This is a genomic window from Rathayibacter sp. PhB186 (assembly GCF_003751825.1).
In the GTDB taxonomy this organism is placed as follows: Bacteria; Actinomycetota; Actinomycetes; order Actinomycetales; family Microbacteriaceae; genus Rathayibacter; species Rathayibacter festucae.
In genome coordinates, this window is the sequence record NZ_RJKO01000003.1 from 1 (window position 1) to 16,747 (window position 16,747).

Below are 16,747 nucleotides of genomic sequence, written 5' to 3' on the forward strand. Positions count from 1 at the left end.
TCACAAGACCCGGACGGGGTTATAAATTTGGCATTGAACATAGTGCACGCTGTTGAGTTCTCAAGAATCGGACACATCCCGCCTCCACACCTGAAAAGGTGCTTCACAACGGAAGTGATCGAAGATGTTGCCTTAGTCGGAAGACTTCGCTAAGCTGAAGAAGTTGTTCTCTCAGCCGCCGTGGCAACTTGACTAACTTAGCACATCCGCAGGCCGTGTCAAATCCGGCTTCTTCGCGATGCCGTTGCGCTCGTAGGCGCTCCGACGTTGCTCGGTTCCGGACCTGAGTCCGTCGCCGGGCGGCGAAGTTGCTGGACCCGAAGGATCCTGCGAAGGCTTTACATCCGTGCGGCAGACGTGACCCGAAGGACTGTCTTGCCGAGTGGATGGTGCCGAATGAGGCCGGGACGTCGAACCGCGCTCCCTGAGGAGCCCTGTTCTTCCGTTTCCCTGCGGCCTGTGTGGCGACTTGGAATAAGTTACGGCCCGATCCCGGCACTGTCAAACCGGGCCCCCGAAACCGCTCATCCCGGGCGTGTCGCGCTGAAGGTCCTCCCCAGGGCGCGGGTGCCGGAGCTCTCCACCGATCGCCCGGTCGGCCCTCTTCCGCCCCGGCACTGCTGACCACAATGGGCGCATGCCTCTCCCCGACCAGCCCCGTCCCCTGCTCGCCTCCCTCGAGGAGGCGGTCGCCGCGATCCACACGGCGGCGTCGGACCGGCGTCTCCTCCTGGTGGGAGTGACCGGATCGCCGGGCGCCGGCAAGTCCACGATCGCCGATCGGCTGCGTGCTCGCCTCCCCGGTGCGCTCGTCCTGCCGCTCGACGGGTACCACCTGCCTCAGCAGCGGCTGCGCGAGCTCGGCCGGCGGGAGCGGATGGGCGCACCGGACACCTTCGACGTCGACGGGTTCGTCGGGGCCTTGCGGAGTCTGCGGACCGCGCAGCCGGGCGGCACCGTGCGGGTCGCCTCCTTCGACCGCTCGATCGAGGAGCCGGTGCCGGACTCCCTCGCCCTCCCCGTGGGCGAGCGGACCGTCGTCCTGGTCGAGGGCAACTACCTGCTGCTCGAGGACGACGGCTGGGGTGAGGTCGCCGGCCTCCTCGATCTGACGCTGCACCTGCGGGTCGAGCCGGCCCTCCGCCGACGGCGACTGGTCGCGCGGCACCTCCGCTTCGGCAAGACCCTGGAGGAGGCGATCGCCTGGGCCGACGGGCCCGACGAGCGGAACGCGGAGCGGATCGAGGCGGCGGGAGCGCGGGCCGACGCGATCCTCGAGGAGTCCGCTCCCCGCGCCGTGCGGATCCTTCACCTCTCGGACACGCACCTGCTCGCCGACCCCGCTGCCCGGTACAACCGCATCGTCGATCCGCGCGCCGCACTCGACGCGGTGCTCGCCGCCCACTCCGCCGTCGCCGACCTCGACGCCGTCGTGGTGTCCGGTGATCTCAGCGACGACGGCGATCCCGAGTCCTACCGGGTCCTGCGCGCGAGGCTCGAGGAGTGGTGCGCCGAGCGGGATGCCGCGCTCGTGCTCGCCCTCGGCAATCACGACACCCGCGAGGGCTTCGGCTCCGACGGGCCCTGGAACGCCGAGGTCGTCGTGCGCGGGGTGCGGGTCCTCGTGCTCGACTCCTCGGTTCCGGGCGGAGCGTCCTGGGGACTCCTCACCGAGCCGACCCTGGCCTGGCTGCGGAATCGAGTGGCCGAGGACCCGGAGACACCGACGGTCGTGGTGCTGCACCACCCGCCGATCGAGGCGGTCACCCCGCTGCACCGGCGGATGGGACTCGCGAATCCGCACGACTTCTGGGAGGCGGTCGAGGGTTCGACGCTCCTGGCGGTGCTCGCCGGGCACTGGCACCACGCCTTCGTCGACACGACCCACCCGGCTCCGGTGGTGGTCGCTCCCGGTGCCGCGAATCGGACCGACGTCCTCGCCGGACCGCAGCACGAGCGGTCGATCGCCGCCTCGGGAGCCGCGATCGTGGAGATCCTGCCGAGCGGGGTGCGCGTGACGAGCACCGAGATCGATGCTCCGCACCGGGGCAGCGAGCTCTTCGACGTCAGCGGGGAGGTGCTCGCCGACTGGCAGCGACGCCTCGGTTTCCCGGGATGACGCGGCCGCGCTCGAAGGGATGACTCCCTCGGACGGGGAAGCGGACGGCGCGGGGCCGCATGCGACAGCCCGCGCCGCCCGCTGCTCGGGGGCGCTCGGTCCGGGGGACCGGGCGGAGGTGCGCGGCACCGGGATCAGCCGGTACCGCGCACCAGGGGGTCAGGCGTGGATGCCGACCTCTTCCGGCGAGACGTCCGCGCCGGGGGCGGAGGGCTCGAGGGCCTCGGCGACGCGCTGCGACAGCGAGCTGTCCACGTTCGCCCAGTACTGGAGCACGCGCCGGCGCAGCTCCGGGCGGGTCACCTTGGAGACGTGGCCGGCGATGTTCGCGACCAGTCGCGCCTTGGCGTCGTCGTCGAGGACGTCGCGGTAGAGCGTGCCGGCCTGGCCGAAGTCGTCGTCCTCGGGGTGCAGGGTCGCCGCGGCCCGCGTGAGCGCACCGTCGGTCTCCCAGCCGGGGCCCTCCGCCGCGCGGGCGGGGTCGGCGTGCGCGCCGCCCATCGTGTTCGGCGCGTAGACGGGCACCTCGGAGCGCTGGAAGTCGAAGCGCATAGCGCCGTCCTTCGAGTACGAGTGCACCGGCGACTTCGCGGCGTTGACCGGCAGCTGCGCGTGGTTGGTGCCCACGCGGTAGCGGTGCGCGTCGGCGTAGCTGAAGATGCGCGCGAGCAGCATCTTGTCGGGGCTGGCCTCGATCCCGGGCACGAAGTTCGAGGGGGCGAAGGTCGCCTGCTCGATCTGCGCGAAGTAGTTCTCCGGGTTGCGGTCGAGGGTCATCGTGCCGACCTCGATCAGCGGGTAGTCCGCGTGCGGCCAGACCTTGGTGAGGTCGAACGGGTTGAACCGGTAGGACTCGGCGTCGGCGTACGGCATGACCTGGACGGAGAGGGTCCACGAGGGGTGGTCGCCGCGGTCGATCGCAGCGGACAGGTCGCGGATGTGGAAGTCCGCGTCCTCGCCGGCGATCTGGTCGGCCTGCTCCTGGCTGAGGATCTCGATGCCCTGGTTCGTCTTGAAGTGGTACTTCACCCAGAAGCGCTCGCCGGCGGCGTTGACCCACTGGTAGGTGTGCGAGCCGAAGCCGTCCATGTGCCGCCACGAGCTCGGCAGGCCACGGTCGCCCATCAGCCAGGTGACCTGGTGCGCCGACTCGGGCGAGAGGGTCCAGAAGTCCCACTGCATGTCGTGGTCGCGCAGGTGGGTGCCGGGCAGGCGCTTCTGCGAGCGGATGAAGTCGGGGAACTTGATGCCGTCGCGGAGGAAGAACACCGGGGTGTTGTTGCCGACGAGGTCGTAGTTGCCCTCGCTCGTGTAGAACTTCAGCGCGAAGCCGCGCGGGTCGCGCCAGGTGTCGGGCGAGCCCTGCTCGCCGGCGACGGTGGAGAAGCGGGCGAGCATCTCGGTCTCGACGCCGGGCTGGAACAGCGCGGCGCGGGTGTAGGCGCTGACGTCGCCGGTGGTGACGAAGCGGCCGAAGGCGCCGCCGCCCTTGGCGTGGACGACGCGCTCCGGGATGCGCTCGCGGTTGAACTGCGCGAGCTTCTCGAGGAGGTAGTGGTCGTGGAGCGCGATGGGGCCGTCGGCTCCGACGCTGAGCGAGTGCTCGTCGCTGGCGACGGGGGCTCCGGCATCGGTCGTCGTGAATCGTTCCTCGGTCATGAGTCCTCCTGTCGGCGGAGCGCTGTCTCGCCCTCCGCGGCGGTGATGGCGGGCGCCGGCCGGGTCTCGGCCTGCGCGAGGCAGTCGGGGCAGGTGCCCCAGAACGTGATGTCGGCCGTGTCGATGGCGAAGCCGCTCGACGACGACGGGTGCAGGCAGGGCGCCTGGCCGACGACGCAGTCGACGTCGGCGACGGCGCCGCAGCTGCGGCAGACGACGTGGTGGTGGTTGTCGCCGACCCGGAGCTCGAAGCGGCGGGCGTGGCCCTCCGGCTCGATGCGGCGGGTGAGGCCGGCCTCGGTGAAGGCGGCGAGGACCCCGTACACGGCCTGGGCCGAGGCGTCGGGCAGATCGACGCGCACCCGCGCGAGGATCTGATCGACGTCGGAGTGCGGATGCCCCTCGAGCGCCTGCAGGACGGCCCGCCGGGTCGCGGTGGCCTTGAGCCCGGAGGCTCTCAGCCGGTCGTCCGTCATCGTCATGAGGACAAGGCTACCGAGTTGTGTTGAATAGTTCAAAACAACGGCGCGTCGCGGTGGGTGCGCCGGCGCCGCGTGCGCGTGCTGGCGGGGCGGGTCTCGATACGCCGCTCCGCGGCTACTCGACCAGCATGCGCTGTGCGCTCGCGTTCCTCGCGTTCTTGCTGATCGAGTAGACCGCGCAGCGGGCGTATCGAGATCCACACCCGTCAGCACGCGGGTCTGCAGACCGCCCTGCTGAGCACGGCGGGTCTCGATACGCCGCTCCGCGGCTACTCGACCAGCATGTGTGCCGGTCCGCGGCTACTCGACCAGCATGTGTGCCGGTCCGCGGCTACTCGACCAGCATGCTTCTCGCTGATGAACGAGCCCGCGAAGCGGACCGCTCCTAGGCGACCGGGCCCTCGACGAGGGTGACGGTCGCGGACTGCGAGGTGCCGGCGGCGGTGGTCCAGGTGAGGGTGACCGATTCGCCGGGCTCGCGCTGGGCCAGGTCCGCGGAGAGGGCGTCGCCCGAGGTGACGGCCGTGCCGTCGACCGCGGTGACGACGTCGCCCGCGACGAGACCGGCGGCGGCAGCGGGGGTGCCCTCGATCACGCCGGCGATGACGGCGCCCGCCGCGGTGCTCGCGCCCGAGACGGCTCCGGAGGCGGTGCCCGCCGTCGTGCTGGACGGCAGCGAGACGCCGAGGAAGGCCGGGTAGCCGATCGCGACGGTCGACGTGTCGGCGCCCGCCTCGATCGTCGCGACGATGTCGAGGGCCTTCGAGATCGGGATGGCGAAGCCGGTGATGTCCGCGGTTCCACTGGAGGCGGCGGTGTCGATGCCGACGACCTTCCCGGCCGCGTCGACCAGCGGGCCGCCCGAGTCGCCCGCGACGATGTCCGCGTCGACCTGGATCAGGCCGGTGAGCTTCTCGCCGGTGATGCCGGTCTCGGCCTGGGTGGTGATGCTCTGGCCGAGGGCTTCGACGGTGCCGGCCGCGGCGACCAGGTTGCCGGTGCCCTTCGCGTTGCCGACGGCGGTGACGGCGTCGCCGACCGCGACTCCGTCGGTGTCGAGGGTCGCCGGGGTGAGGCCCGACGCGTTCTCGAGCTGGAGCACGGCGACGTCGTTGGTCTTGTCGGTGCCGACGACGCGGGCGGTGTAGGCCTGCCCGGTGCTCTCGACCGTGACGGTGATGCTGGTGGAGCCCTCGACGACGTGGTTGTTGGTGAGGATCATGCCGTCGGAGGTGAGGATGACGCCGGTGCCGGCGGAGGTCGCGCCCTCGTAGGTGAGGTCGGAGGTGATCGTGACGACGCCGGCGGTCTGCGCGGTGCTCGCGGGGACGGCGTCGGTCGCCGTGGACGTCGACGTGGAACCGGAGGTCCCCGAGCCGGTGCCGCCCGAGCCGTACCCGTACACCGACCCGCTGCCGGAGCCGTATCCCGAGGAGGACCCGCCCGAGGAGGACCCGCCCGAGTAGGGCAGCACGACGATGCCGCCGCCGAAGGAGCCGCGGGAGCCGCCGGGGTAGACGATGGTGCTGGCGGCGCTCGACGAGGCGGCCGAGGCGGACTCGGAGCGGCCGGCGAGCGAGACGCCGCCCGCGGTGACGCCGATCAGCAGGGCGAGCCCGGCACCGCCGGCGATCAGGGCGCGACGGCGACGGCGTCGGTCGTCGGTCCGGAGCGCCTGGCGCTCCTCGGCGCCGGTGGGGTCCGTCGCGGTGGCAGCGGGCTCGCGCTCGGCGCCGTGGGATTCGGGTGACTCGTTCATGATGCGTCCTCGTGGCCGGGGCCGCCCCTGACGGCGACCGGAGTCCATTCGACGACCCGCCGCATCGCGCGGGCTGGACGCTGCCTATGGCGATCCTATGAACCCGGCGGCGCCCCCTCCCCCGACTTCCTCTCGCCAGGAAATAGTTGTGGCTACAACTGAGTTGGACCTAGCATGACCGGCATGACCACCTCCTCCCCCGACCTGCTCGCCCCCGACACCGTGATGGGGGCGGTCACCCTGCGCGTCGCCGATCTCGACGCGATGGTCGCCTACTACCGCGACGCCGTCCTGCTCGATCTGCTCTCGCAGGACGGCTCGGTCGCGGCGCTCGGCCGCGGCGGCGTCCCGGCGGTGATCCTCCAGCACGCTCCCGAGCTGCGGCACGCGGCCCCGCGCAGCGCCGGCCTGTTCCACACCGCGATCCTCTTCGAGTCGGAGGCGGCGCTCGCCGCCGCCGTGCACAGCGTCGCGACCCGGCACCCCGGCTCCTTCACCGGCAGCTCCGACCACCTGGTGAGCAAGGCGTTCTACTTCGACGACCCGGAGCACAACGGCGTCGAGCTCTACTGGGACCGCGACCGCAGCCAGTGGTCCTGGACGCACGGGCGGATCGAGATGTCGACGCTCTTCCTCGACCCGAACGCGTTCCTCCGGGAGCACCTGACCGAGGAGGCCATCGCCCAGCCGCGGCTCGGCGGCGCCTCGGTCGGCCACGTGCACCTCAGCGTCGGCGACGTCGCGACGGCGAAGGAGTTCTACGTCGACCGCCTCGGCTTCGAGACGACGATCGCCTACGGCGGGCAGGCGCTGTTCGTCTCGGCGGGCGGCTACCACCACCACATGGCGATGAACACCTGGAACTCGCTCGGCGCCGGGCGGCGGCAGCTCGCGCTCGGGCTGGGGCAGGTCGAGATCGTCGTGCCGGCGGCGGACGATCTGGGCGCGCTCGGCGAGCGCCTGCGCAGCGCGAAGGTCGCGACCGCGGACGACGGGCGGACGCTGTCCTTCGAGGACCCGTGGGCGAACACCCTGCGGGTGACCGCGGCGGCCTGAGCGGAAGGCCCGTCGAGACGGGCGATGACGGGACGGATCGCCGGAAAGCCGGGCGGGTACGATGGGCGCGCGGAGATCCGCACAGCCCCTCGAGACTCCGGAGAACACGGTGCCCACGATCGTCGTTGAAGTCATGCCCAAGGCCGAGCTGCTCGATCCGCAGGGGAAGGCCGTCGCCGGCGCGCTCTCGCGGCTCGGCCACTCCGCCGTCACGGGCGTGCGGGTGGGCAAGCGCTTCGAGATCACCGTCGACGAGGTGACCGACGAGGTCCGTGCCTCGATCGCCGCCCTGGCCGACGACATGCTGTCGAACTCGGTGATCGAGGACGTCGTCGGCATCCACTACCCGGAGGCGTGATCATGCGGATCGGCGTCATCACCTTCCCCGGCTCGCTCGACGACCGCGACGCCCAGCGCGCGGTCCGGTTCGCCGGCGCGGAGCCGGTGGCCCTCTGGCACGGCGACCACGACCTCGACGGCGTCGACGCGATCGTTCTGCCCGGCGGCTTCTCCTACGGCGACTACCTGCGCTGCGGCGCCATCGCCTCGCACTCGCCGATCATGCGCGAGGTGATCGACGCGGCGAACGCCGGCACCCCCGTCCTCGGCATCTGCAACGGCTTCCAGATGCTGACCGAGGCGCACCTGCTGCCCGGCGGCCTGATCCGCAACGACATCGGCTCCTTCGTCTGCCGCGACCAGCGGCTCGTCGTCGAGAACGCCGCCACCGTCTGGACCAGCGACTTCGAGGCCGGCCAGGAGATCACCATCCCGCTGAAGAACGGCGAGGGCGGCTACATCGCCTCGGCGGAGACGCTCGCGGAGCTCGAGGGCGAGGGCCGCGTGGTCTTCCGCTACCTCGGTGCGAACCCGAACGGCTCGATGAACGACATCGCCGGAGTCGCGAACGCGCGCGGCAACGTCGTCGGCCTGATGCCGCACCCCGAGCACGCGGTCGAGCCGGGCTTCGGCCCGGACACCCCGGCGGCGATGCGCTCCGGCGTGGACGGGCTCGCGTTCTTCACCTCCGCGGTGCGCGCGCTGGTCGCCACGGCCTGACGCCCGGCCGCGCTACTCCTGCGCGGCGCGCAGACCCGCGATCTCGCGCGCTGCGCCGTAGAGCGCGAGGACGGCCGCGGCGTGCGCCTCGGGCGCGAAATCGGTGAAGGCGTCCCGTGCTGCCGCGGCCGCCGCGTGGACCGGGGCGCGGTCGCGGCAGAGCCGCTCCAGGTACTCGGCGAAGGCGGTCGGCTCGACGGGCGCGAGAAGTCCCGGGCCGTCGAGGCCCTCCGTGAGGGCCGGGTCGACGTAGAGGACTCCGCGGCCGCCCTGCAGCGCCTCGACCACGACCATCGGCTGATTGTCGAAGCCGGACGAGGTCAGGGCGACGAGGTCGGAGCGGCGGACGGCGTCGCCGATGAGGCGGTTCTCGACGAAGCCGCGGAAGACGACGGCCGGGGACCCCGCCGCGAGCCGGATCGCGGGGGCGAGCGAGGGACCGGTGCCGATGATCTCGACGCGGAGGGCATCGGGGTCGCGGGCGAGGACGGCGAGGCAGGCCTCGACGAACGGGACGAGCCGCTTCTCCGGTGCGCACCGGCCGACCCAGAGCAGGCGGAGCGGACCCGAGCCGTCCGGCGCGACGTCGTCGAGGCCGGGTTCCCGCGGGATCACGGTGTTGGGCAGCACCGCCACCCGCGGCAGGCCGGCGCGACGGAGCGCCGAGGCCTGGTGGGCGGAGGGGGAGATCACGAGATCGGCCCGTGCGGCGGCGCTCCGGGTGACGTCGCGGAGGAGCTCGCCGAGGCGGTCGTCGCCGCCGCGTCGCGGGCGCGGGCGGCGGCCGGTCACGGCGGCGACGTAGGCCGCGGCGAACGGCGCCAGCAGGCGGCCGGCGCGACCGGGCACCCCGCGCCAGAAGAAGGTGTGCACGGTGGCGACCGAGGGGAGCGAGAGCGCCGCGGCGACCTCCAGTGCGGCGACCGCGAGGCCGAACTCGGAGTGGACGTGGACGGCGCCGACCCCCTCGTCGCGGAGCAGCCGCTCGAGCAGGGTCCGGGTGCGACGGGAGTCGCGGACGACCGGCAGCTGAGCGACGGGGATCCGGGGCGCCGGGATCAAGCGGACGTCGATCCCGTCGAGCGGCAGTGTCGTAACGGAGCGGGGGACGATCAGCAGGACGCGGACGCCCGCCTCCACGAGGCTCCGGCACTCCGCGACCATCGCCGTCTGCGCGCCGCCGGTGTAGTCGAGCGCGTAGTCGCTGACGACCGCGACGGTCGACTGCGCCGCCGAGGGAAACCGAGTACTGCTCATGACCATCGGGCGACGCTAGCAGCGGCCGGCGGAGCGGCTCCGCGGAGGCGCGTCGGGCGACGCTGGGTGCGGGCGGTAGCTCCGCAGGGGCGTATCGAGACCAGGACGAGTTCGGCCAACATGCTGGTCGAGTAGCCCCGAAGGGGCGTATCGACACCCCGCGTGCACGCGGTGGTGGATCTCGATACGCCCGCTGCGCGGGCTACCCGATCAGCATGAAGCGCGCCCCTTGGGCGAACTGCTCTCTCGACGGCGGAGTGCGGCGCAGCCGCTCCATCGCGAGCCGGGGCTACGGGCCCGTCAGCACCTCGGGCTCCGGGGTCATCGAGATGGTGGGGATGGAGGCGGTGATCACGGTGCCGTCCGAGCGGCGGGTGCCCTCGATGTCGGACGTGGTCGGCGCGCCGGTGAGGCGGGGGCCCTGGTGGCCGAGGCCGACGCGGACCGGGTTGCCGGACTCGACGTGCACGCGCTCGCCGCGGACGGTGATCGCCGCGGCGTCGCCGTCCTCGACGGTCAGCAGCACCGCCTCCTGGGTCACCTCGACCCGCACCCGCGTGCCGTGCAGCGCGATGCGGAAGGTCAGGCGGTCCCAGTCGTCGGGGAGGCGCGGGTCGAGCGTGATCCGCCCGCCGTGGTCGCGCATCCCGCCGAAGCCGTAGACCAGCGCGGACCAGACGCCGCCGGTCGAGGCGACGTGGATGCCGTCGGCGGTGTTGCGGTGCAGGTCGGCGAGGTCGACGAACAGCGCCGAGAGGAAGTAGTGCCGGGACAGCTCGCTGTAGCCGACCTCGGCCGCGATGATCGACTGCACGACCGCCGAGAGCGTCGAGTCGCCGGTGGTCAGCGCGTCGTAGTACTCGAAGTCGGCGCGCTTCTGCTCCGCCGTGAACTCGTTGCCCTGCAGCAGCAGCGCGAGCACGACGTCGGCCTGCTTGAGCACCTGGAAGCGGTAGATCACCAGCGGGTGGAAGTGCAGCAGCAGCGGCCGCTTGGACGCCGGGGTGTTCTCGAGGTCCCACAGCTCCTTCTCGAGGAACGCCGCGTCCTGCGGGTGGATGCCGGCGCGCGCGTCGAAGGGGATGTGCATCTTGTCGGCCGCGCGGGCCCACTCGATGACCTCGTCCTCGTCCAGCAGCAGGCGGGCGACCATCCGCTCGTAGGCCGACGGCTCGACGGCCTTCAGCAGCTCGACGGCGCGGGCGGCCGCGCGCAGGTTCGAGCGGGCCATCACGTTCGTGTACAGGTTGTCGTTGACGACGGTCGTGTACTCGTCCGGCCCGGTGACGCCGTGGATGTGGAAGTGGTCGTCGCCGTTGCTGCGCCAGAAGCCCAGGTCGGCCCACATCCGCGCGGTCTCGACCAGGATGTCGATCGCGCCGCGGGCGAGGAAGTCGTCGTCGCCGGTCGCGCCGACGTACTGCATCAGCGCATACGAGATGTCCGCATCGATGTGGTACTGCGCGGTACCGGCGGCGTAGTACGCCGACGACTCCTGGCCGTTGATGGTGCGCCAGGGGAAGAGCGCGCCGCGCTGGTTGAGCTCGGCCGCGCGCGAGCGGGCCGCCTCGAGCATGTTCTGGCGGAAGCGCAGGGCGTTCCGCGCCACGAGCGGAGCCGTGTAGCTGAGGAACGGGAGGACGTAGACCTCGGTGTCCCAGAAGTAGTGCCCGCCGTAGCCGGAGCCCGAGACGCCCTTGGCCGCGACGCCGCCGCCGTCCGTGCGGGCGGTGGACTGCGCGAGCTGGAAGAGGTTCCAGCGGGTGGCCTGCTGGATCGCCGGCTGACCGTCGATCTGCACGTCGGAGCGGGTCCAGAAGTCGTCGAGCCACTCGCGCTGCTTGGTGAACTGCTCCTCCACCGGGGTCTCGCGGGCGCGGTCGAGCGTGCGGTCGCAGCGGTCGGCCAGCTCGCGCACGGGGACCCCGCGGGAGGTGTGGTAAGTCAGCGTCTTCACCAGGCGCACCGGGACGCCGGCCTTCGCCTTCACGCGGTAGACGTGCTTGGCGAGGTCGTCGTCGATCTGGGAGGTCTGATCCCACTCGTTCTCGGTCTCGAGCACGTGCTCGGCACCGCAGGCGACGGTCATCCGGGAGTTGGTGGTGCGGTAGCCGAGCAGGTAGCGCGTGCCGCTGACCCGCTTGAGCTGCGGCTGCAGCACCCGGTCCTCGAAGGACTCGGCCTTGCGCGGGTCGAAGCCGGCCGCCTCGCTGCCCGAGGGCGCGTGGTACTCGTCGACGCCGTCCTGGCGGTTGAGGATCTGACTCGAGATCAGCACCGAGGCGTCGTGGTCGAGCATCTCGACCTCGTAGTCGAGGATCGCGAGGTGCCGGTCGGTGAAGGAGACCAGGCGGCGCGAGCGGATCAGCACGCGCTTGCCCGAGGGGGTGCGCCACTCCAGCTCGCGGGTGAGCACGCCGTTCGCGAAGTCGAGGCGGCGCGTGTAGGCGAGGACGTCGGCCTCGCTCAGCACGAACGGCTCGTCGTCGACGTAGAGGCGGATGATCTTCGCGTCCGGCACGTTGACGATGGTCTGGCCGACGCGGGCGAAGCCGAACGCCTCCTCCGCGTGCCGGATGGGCCAGGTCTCGTGGAAGCCGTTGATGAAGGTGCCGTAGGCGTAGCCGTCGCGGCCCTCCTCGACGTTGCCGCGCAGGCCCAGGTAGCCGTTGCCGGTCGCGAAGAGCGTCTCGGTGCGCCCCTGCAGCTCGGTGGCGAACTCGGTCTCGATCAGCGACCACTCGTCGACCGGGAACCGGTTGCGGTCGAGCGGGTCGGAGGTGATGGGGTTCATGCGGCGTCCTCGGGGGCGGGGGCGGAGGGGAGGAAGGGGAGCAGCTCGGCCAGGTCGTCGACGACGATGTCGGCGCCGTGCTCGAGCAGGGTGTCGCGGCCGACGCCGCGGTCGACGCCGACGACGAGGCCGAAGGCGCCCGCGCGGCCGGCGGCGACTCCGGAGTGGGCGTCCTCGACGACCACGCACTCGGCCGCGGTCAGCCCGAGCAGCTGCGCGGCGTGCAGGTAGGTGTCCGGCGCAGGCTTGCCGGCGATCGCGTCGCGGGCGGCGAGGAGGCCGTCGACGACGACCTCGAAGCGGTCGCGGATCCCCGCGGCCTCGAGCACCGGCACGCCGTTGCGGGAGGAGGTGACGACGGCCACCTCGACGCCCGTGGCGATCGCGGCGTCGACCAGGGCGAGCGAGCCGGGGTACGGGGCGACGCCGTTCTCGGCGAGGGTCTGGTTGAAGGCGTCGTTCTTGCGGTTGCCGAGTCCGCAGACGGTCTCGAGGGCGGGGTCGTCGCTCGGCGAGCCCTCGGGGAGGGTGATGCCGCGCGAGGCGAGCAGCGCCCGGACGCCGTCGTAGCGGGGGCGGCCGTCGATGTACCGGAAGTAGTCGGCGTCGGTGTAGCCCTCGGCGATGCCGCGCGACTCGAGGTACGGCGCGAAGAGACGGGCCCAGGCCTGCATGTGCACGTCGGCGGTGGGGGTGAGCACCCCGTCGAGGTCGAAGAGCAGCGCCTTCGCCCGGCCGAGGGCGGAGGCGTCGGGGCGCGTCGGTGAAGCAGTCACAGCGGGGAGGACCTCTGGTCGGGGCACGGGTGCGGTGGGCTCCGCCGTCGACAGGCCGTCCGCGCGGACACCGGGTATCGTATACGCCCCCCGGTCGCCGTCTGGAACCGTTTACACGTCCGACATCTGCGGGCCCCGGACGGTCTGCGCGGCGTGTGCGCGCCGGTGCGCGCGGAGTCGTCCGCGGAACGAACGCCGGACGACCGGATCCGCGCGTTCGAGGGCGATCCCGGGCGCTCGGCCTTCGTTGCGCGGCCCGTCAGGCGGTGTCTGCGAGGGCGTCCCCCGCATCGGGGGTGGCCGCGAGCTGCGAGACGCGGGCGGGGCTGATCCGCAGGGCAGCCGCGACGGCCTCGACGGTGTAGCCGTCGGCGCGGAGGGTGCGGACGGCCTCGCGGCGGAGCGCGCCGGCGTGCCGCAGGGCGGCGCGGGCCGCCTCCTCGGCGCGGGCACCCTCGTCCCAGATCGCGAGGACCTCGGGCGGCGCCTCGACGGTCACCCGCACGTCCACCTCGTCGACGGCGACGTCGAGGTGCACGGCGGCGAGCTCGCGGGCGGCGGCCGGGATGCCCCGGGTCGAGACCGCGTCTCCGGTCGCGACGATCTCGACTCCGTTCGGCGCGGTCGACGTCAGCTCGGGGATCTCGATGGTCCACCAGGGAGTGCCGTCCCGGTAGGCGCGGGCCGCGAGGACCCGGGGTCCGCTCGTCATGGTCATCAGGGTATTCCAGCCCACCCTGCTGCTCAAGAGTCAGGGTGGGCTTTAACTTCGTGGAGAACGGAGGGATCTCGCGCCTGGGGAGGAGATCCGCGCGGGGCAGTCAGCCGAGGGGCTGCAGGTCGGCCTCGCCCGGGCCGGCGGTGAGGCGGTGGCGGCCGAGCGGGAGCATCAGCGGGGTGCCGGAGGTGGGGTCGGTGATGATCCGGCTGTCCAGGCCGAAGACGGCGCGGACGGTGTCCTCGGTCAGGACCTCGGCGGGGGTGCCGGCGGCGTGCACGGTGCCGCCGGCGAGGGCGACGAGGTGGTCGGCGTAGCGGGCCGCGAGGTTGAGGTCGTGCAGGACCATCACGACGGTCGTGCCGCGGTTCCGGTTGAGGTCGACGAGGAGGTCGAGCACCTCGACCTGGTGGCTGACGTCGAGGAAGGTGGTCGGCTCGTCCAGCAGCAGCAGGTCGGTCTCCTGGGCGAGAGCCATCGCGATCCAGACCCGCTGGCGCTGGCCGCCGCTGAGCTCGTCGACGGCGCGGTCGGCGAGGGCGGCGGTGTCGGTCGCGTCGAGCGCCGTCGCGACGGCCTCGTCGTCGTGCGCGTTCCAGCGGCTGAGGATGCCCTGGTGCGGGTGGCGGCCGCGGCCGACGAGATCGGCGACGGTGATCCCCTCCGGAGCGATCGGCGACTGCGGCAGGAGGCCCAAGGTGCGGGCGAGCTGCTTCGCCGGCGTCCTGTGCACGGCCTTGCCGTCGAGCAGCACGGTGCCGGCGCGCGGCGCCAGCAGCCGCGACATCGAGCGCAGGAGGGTCGACTTGCCGCAGGCGTTCGCGCCGACGATGGCGGTGATCCGGCCGGGCGGGACGACGAGGTCGAGTCCCTCGACGACGGTGCGGTCGCCGTAGCCCAGGGTGAGCGCGTCGACGGTGAGGGTGTGCTCGGCGGTCACAGGGAGCCTCCCGATCGGTTGCTGCGGACGATGAGGTAGATCAGGTACGGCGCGCCGAGCACGCCGGTGACGACGCCGACCGGGTAGCGCAGGCCCAGCGCGTACTGCCCGACGAAGTCGGCGACGAGCACGAGCAGCGCGCCGACCAGCGCCGACGGGATCAGCAGCGAGCGGCCGGGGCCGACCAGCCGCGCGGCGATCGGGCCGGAGAGGAAGGCGACGAACGCGATCGGCCCGGCCGCGGCGGTCGCGAAGGCGATCAGGCCGACGGCGGCGACGATCACGACGAGGCGGGTGCGGTTCACCCGGATGCCCAGCGCGGAGGCGGTGTCGTCGCCGAGCTGCGTGCCGGAGAGGTCGCGCGAGCGGGCGAGCAGGACCGGGGTGAGGACGACGACGGCGATCAGCACCGGCACGACCTCGCTCCAGCGGGCGCCGTTGAGGCTGCCGGTCAGCCAGCGGCTGGCCTCCTGGAAGTCGAAGGCGGCGGCGCGGGAGAGCACGTAGGCGGTGACGCTGTCGAGCATCGCGGCGACGCCGATCCCGATCAGGATCAGACGGGTGCCCGCCACTCCGCTGCGGTAGGAGAGCGCATAGACGACGAGCGCGACCAGGAGGCCGGCCGCGATGGCGAGGACCGAGACCTGCGTCGCTCCGAGCGAGAGCGTGACGATGGCGAAGGCCGCGGCGGCGCTCGCTCCGGCGCTGATGCCGATGATGTCGGGGCTGGCCAGCGGATTGCGCAGCATGGTCTGGAAGGAAACGCCGCCGAGGCCGAAGCAGAGGCCGACGAGCACGCCGAGGATCGCGCGCGGCAGGCGCAGGCGCCCGACCGTGAAGGAGGCGCCGGGGACCTGCTCGCCGAGGATCACCCGGACGACCTCGGCCGGCGAGTAGATCGTCTGCCCGACGATCAGGGAGACGGCGAAGACGACGACGAGCAGCGCGACGAGCACGGCGATGACGGCGCGCCGGCGGCGACCGCGACGACGGCGGCCGGCCGCGACGGCCAGCGCGGTGGCGGAGGGCGCGGCGGAGCGGGCCGCGGGCCGGGACTGCACGGCGGTCACAGCTCGCGCACCTTCTGCCGGCGGACTATCGCGATGAAGACGGGGGCGCCGATCAGCGCGGTGATGATGCCGACGTCGATCTCGCTCGGGCGCGCGACGATCCGGCCGACGACGTCGGCGCCGATGAGGAGGACCGCTCCGGCGACCGCGGAGAAGGGGAGCAGCCAGCGGTGGTCGACGCCGACGATCAGCCGGCAGGCGTGCGGGACGACCAGGCCGACGAAGCCGATCGGCCCGGTGACCGCGGTGGTCGCTCCGCAGAGGACGACGGCGCCGAGGGCCGCCGCGCCGCGGGCCAGCGCCACGCGCTCGCCGAGGCCGGCCGCCAGCTCGTCGCCGAGGGCCAGGGTGTTGAGGCTCTTCGCCGAGAGCACGCAGAGCGCGAGCCCGACGGCGAGGAAGGGCAGGACCTGGCCGATGCTCGCGAAGGTGCCGCCGCCGACCCCGCCGATCTGCCAGGAGCGGATGCCGCCCGAGAGGTCGGCGCGCGGCAGGACGATCGCGCTGATCACCGAGACGAGCGCGGCGGAGGTGGCGGCGCCGGCGAGCGCGAGCTTGAGCGGCGTCGCTCCCCCGCGGCCGAGCGAGCCGACGACGTAGACGAAGACGGCCGCGACGGCCGCGCCCGCGATCGCGACCCAGATGAAGCCGGTCGCGGTGGAGAGGCCGAAGAAGACGATGCCGGTGACGACCGCGAGCGAGGCACCGGTGTTGACGCCGAGGATCCCGGGGTCGGCGAGCGGATTGCGGGTGACGCCCTGCATCAGCACGCCGGCGACCCCGAGCGCGGCGCCCGCGACCGCCGCGAGGACGGTGCGCGGGAGGCGCTTGGCGACCGCGGCCTGCCCGAAGCCGTCGGTGGAGCCGCCGAACGCGGCGACCACGTCGCTCCAGGCCACGTCGCGCGAGCCGATCATCACCGAGACCACCGCGACGCCGGCCAGCACCAGCAGCGAGACGAGCAGCCAGAGGGCGCGCAGACGCCTCGGGCGCCGCACGGCGGCGGCACCCGAGACGGGAGGTGCGGTGAGGGTCACGCGGTCGGAGCTCACGCAGTC

At 72.6% G+C, this 16,747-nt stretch carries 14 protein-coding genes; 4 read left to right on the forward strand and 10 right to left on the reverse strand.

Translation table 11 applies throughout. The features are described 5' to 3' along the window. Positions 1-637: 637 nt before the first annotated feature. Positions 638-2,119, forward strand: coding sequence for a metallophosphoesterase (locus EDF45_RS10040; protein ID WP_123736292.1), 1,482 nt, complete (start codon positions 638-640; stop codon positions 2,117-2,119). Between the two features lie 159 nt (positions 2,120-2,278). Here the strand turns inward: EDF45_RS10040 and EDF45_RS10045 are convergent, their stop codons facing one another. The 3 genes from EDF45_RS10045 to EDF45_RS10055 form a co-directional block, all read right to left on the reverse strand. Further along, on the reverse strand, positions 2,279-3,778 hold the full coding sequence (locus EDF45_RS10045) for a catalase (protein WP_123705970.1): 1,500 nt from the start codon (positions 3,776-3,778) through the stop codon (positions 2,279-2,281). Further along, positions 3,775-4,260, reverse strand: coding sequence for a Fur family transcriptional regulator (locus EDF45_RS10050; protein ID WP_185019989.1), 486 nt, complete (start codon positions 4,258-4,260; stop codon positions 3,775-3,777). The genes EDF45_RS10045 and EDF45_RS10050 overlap by 4 nt, the downstream gene beginning before the upstream one ends. A 385-nt stretch (positions 4,261-4,645) precedes the next feature. Next, on the reverse strand, positions 4,646-6,019 hold the full coding sequence (locus EDF45_RS10055; protein WP_221181112.1) for a S1C family serine protease: 1,374 nt from the start codon (positions 6,017-6,019) through the stop codon (positions 4,646-4,648). Between the two features lie 183 nt (positions 6,020-6,202). On the opposite strand from EDF45_RS10055, the gene EDF45_RS10060 reads away from it, so the two are divergent. The 3 genes from EDF45_RS10060 to purQ all read left to right on the forward strand — a co-directional run bounded on the left by EDF45_RS10060 (position 6,203) and on the right by purQ (position 8,134). Further along, complete coding sequence (locus EDF45_RS10060) at positions 6,203-7,075, forward strand: VOC family protein (RefSeq protein ID WP_397460047.1); 873 nt, start codon at positions 6,203-6,205, stop codon at positions 7,073-7,075. A gap of 109 nt (positions 7,076-7,184) precedes the next feature. Next, positions 7,185-7,433, forward strand: a complete 249-nt coding sequence (purS, locus tag EDF45_RS10065; protein ID WP_123447082.1) for a phosphoribosylformylglycinamidine synthase subunit PurS — start codon at positions 7,185-7,187, stop codon at positions 7,431-7,433. A gap of 2 nt (positions 7,434-7,435) precedes the next feature. Beyond that, positions 7,436-8,134, forward strand: coding sequence for a phosphoribosylformylglycinamidine synthase subunit PurQ (purQ, locus tag EDF45_RS10070; RefSeq protein ID WP_123736290.1), 699 nt, complete (start codon positions 7,436-7,438; stop codon positions 8,132-8,134). A 12-nt stretch (positions 8,135-8,146) separates the two neighbouring features. Here purQ and EDF45_RS10075 read toward each other — a convergent pair whose 3' ends face one another. From EDF45_RS10075 to EDF45_RS10105, 7 genes are all read right to left on the reverse strand, one after another. Beyond that, positions 8,147-9,397, reverse strand: coding sequence for a glycosyltransferase family 4 protein (locus tag EDF45_RS10075; RefSeq protein ID WP_123736289.1), 1,251 nt, complete (start codon positions 9,395-9,397; stop codon positions 8,147-8,149). 283 nt (positions 9,398-9,680) lie between these two features. Beyond that, positions 9,681-12,185 carry a glycoside hydrolase family 65 protein gene (locus EDF45_RS10080; protein ID WP_123736288.1) on the reverse strand — a complete coding sequence of 835 codons (2,505 nt, stop codon included), beginning with the start codon at positions 12,183-12,185 and terminating at the stop codon, positions 9,681-9,683. Beyond that, positions 12,182-12,961 carry an HAD family phosphatase gene (locus tag EDF45_RS10085; protein ID WP_123736287.1) on the reverse strand — a complete coding sequence of 260 codons (780 nt, stop codon included), beginning with the start codon at positions 12,959-12,961 and terminating at the stop codon, positions 12,182-12,184. The genes EDF45_RS10080 and EDF45_RS10085 overlap by 4 nt, the downstream gene beginning before the upstream one ends. Before the next feature lie 259 nt (positions 12,962-13,220). Next, positions 13,221-13,679 (reverse strand): hypothetical protein, encoded by a 459-nt coding sequence (locus tag EDF45_RS10090; protein ID WP_123736286.1) that lies wholly within the window; start codon positions 13,677-13,679, stop codon positions 13,221-13,223. Between the two features lie 103 nt (positions 13,680-13,782). Then, on the reverse strand, positions 13,783-14,619 hold the full coding sequence (locus EDF45_RS10095; RefSeq protein WP_123447087.1) for an ABC transporter ATP-binding protein: 837 nt from the start codon (positions 14,617-14,619) through the stop codon (positions 13,783-13,785). After that, positions 14,616-15,689 carry a FecCD family ABC transporter permease gene (locus EDF45_RS10100; protein WP_397460048.1) on the reverse strand — a complete coding sequence of 358 codons (1,074 nt, stop codon included), beginning with the start codon at positions 15,687-15,689 and terminating at the stop codon, positions 14,616-14,618. The genes EDF45_RS10095 and EDF45_RS10100 overlap by 4 nt, the downstream gene beginning before the upstream one ends. Further along, entirely contained in the window at positions 15,686-16,726 is a 1,041-nt protein-coding gene (locus EDF45_RS10105; protein ID WP_123736314.1) for an iron ABC transporter permease, read from the reverse strand. The genes EDF45_RS10100 and EDF45_RS10105 overlap by 4 nt, the downstream gene beginning before the upstream one ends. Positions 16,727-16,747: the final 21 nt, after the last annotated feature.

Coding starts and splice junctions, on each gene's coding strand:
- purQ (WP_123736290.1), top strand. CDS start 7,436: ATGCGGATCGGCGTCATCACCTTCCCCGGCTCGCTCGACGACCGCGAC.
- EDF45_RS10060 (WP_397460047.1), top strand. CDS start 6,203: ATGACCACCTCCTCCCCCGACCTGCTCGCCCCCGACACCGTGATGGGG.
- EDF45_RS10045 (WP_123705970.1), bottom strand. CDS start 3,778: ATGACCGAGGAACGATTCACGACGACCGATGCCGGAGCCCCCGTCGCC.
- EDF45_RS10050 (WP_185019989.1), bottom strand. CDS start 4,260: ATGACGATGACGGACGACCGGCTGAGAGCCTCCGGGCTCAAGGCCACC.
- EDF45_RS10075 (WP_123736289.1), bottom strand. CDS start 9,397: ATGGTCATGAGCAGTACTCGGTTTCCCTCGGCGGCGCAGTCGACCGTC.
- EDF45_RS10090 (WP_123736286.1), bottom strand. CDS start 13,679: ATGACCATGACGAGCGGACCCCGGGTCCTCGCGGCCCGCGCCTACCGG.
- EDF45_RS10055 (WP_221181112.1), bottom strand. CDS start 6,019: ATGAACGAGTCACCCGAATCCCACGGCGCCGAGCGCGAGCCCGCTGCC.
- EDF45_RS10040 (WP_123736292.1), top strand. CDS start 638: ATGCCTCTCCCCGACCAGCCCCGTCCCCTGCTCGCCTCCCTCGAGGAG.
- EDF45_RS10080 (WP_123736288.1), bottom strand. CDS start 12,185: ATGAACCCCATCACCTCCGACCCGCTCGACCGCAACCGGTTCCCGGTC.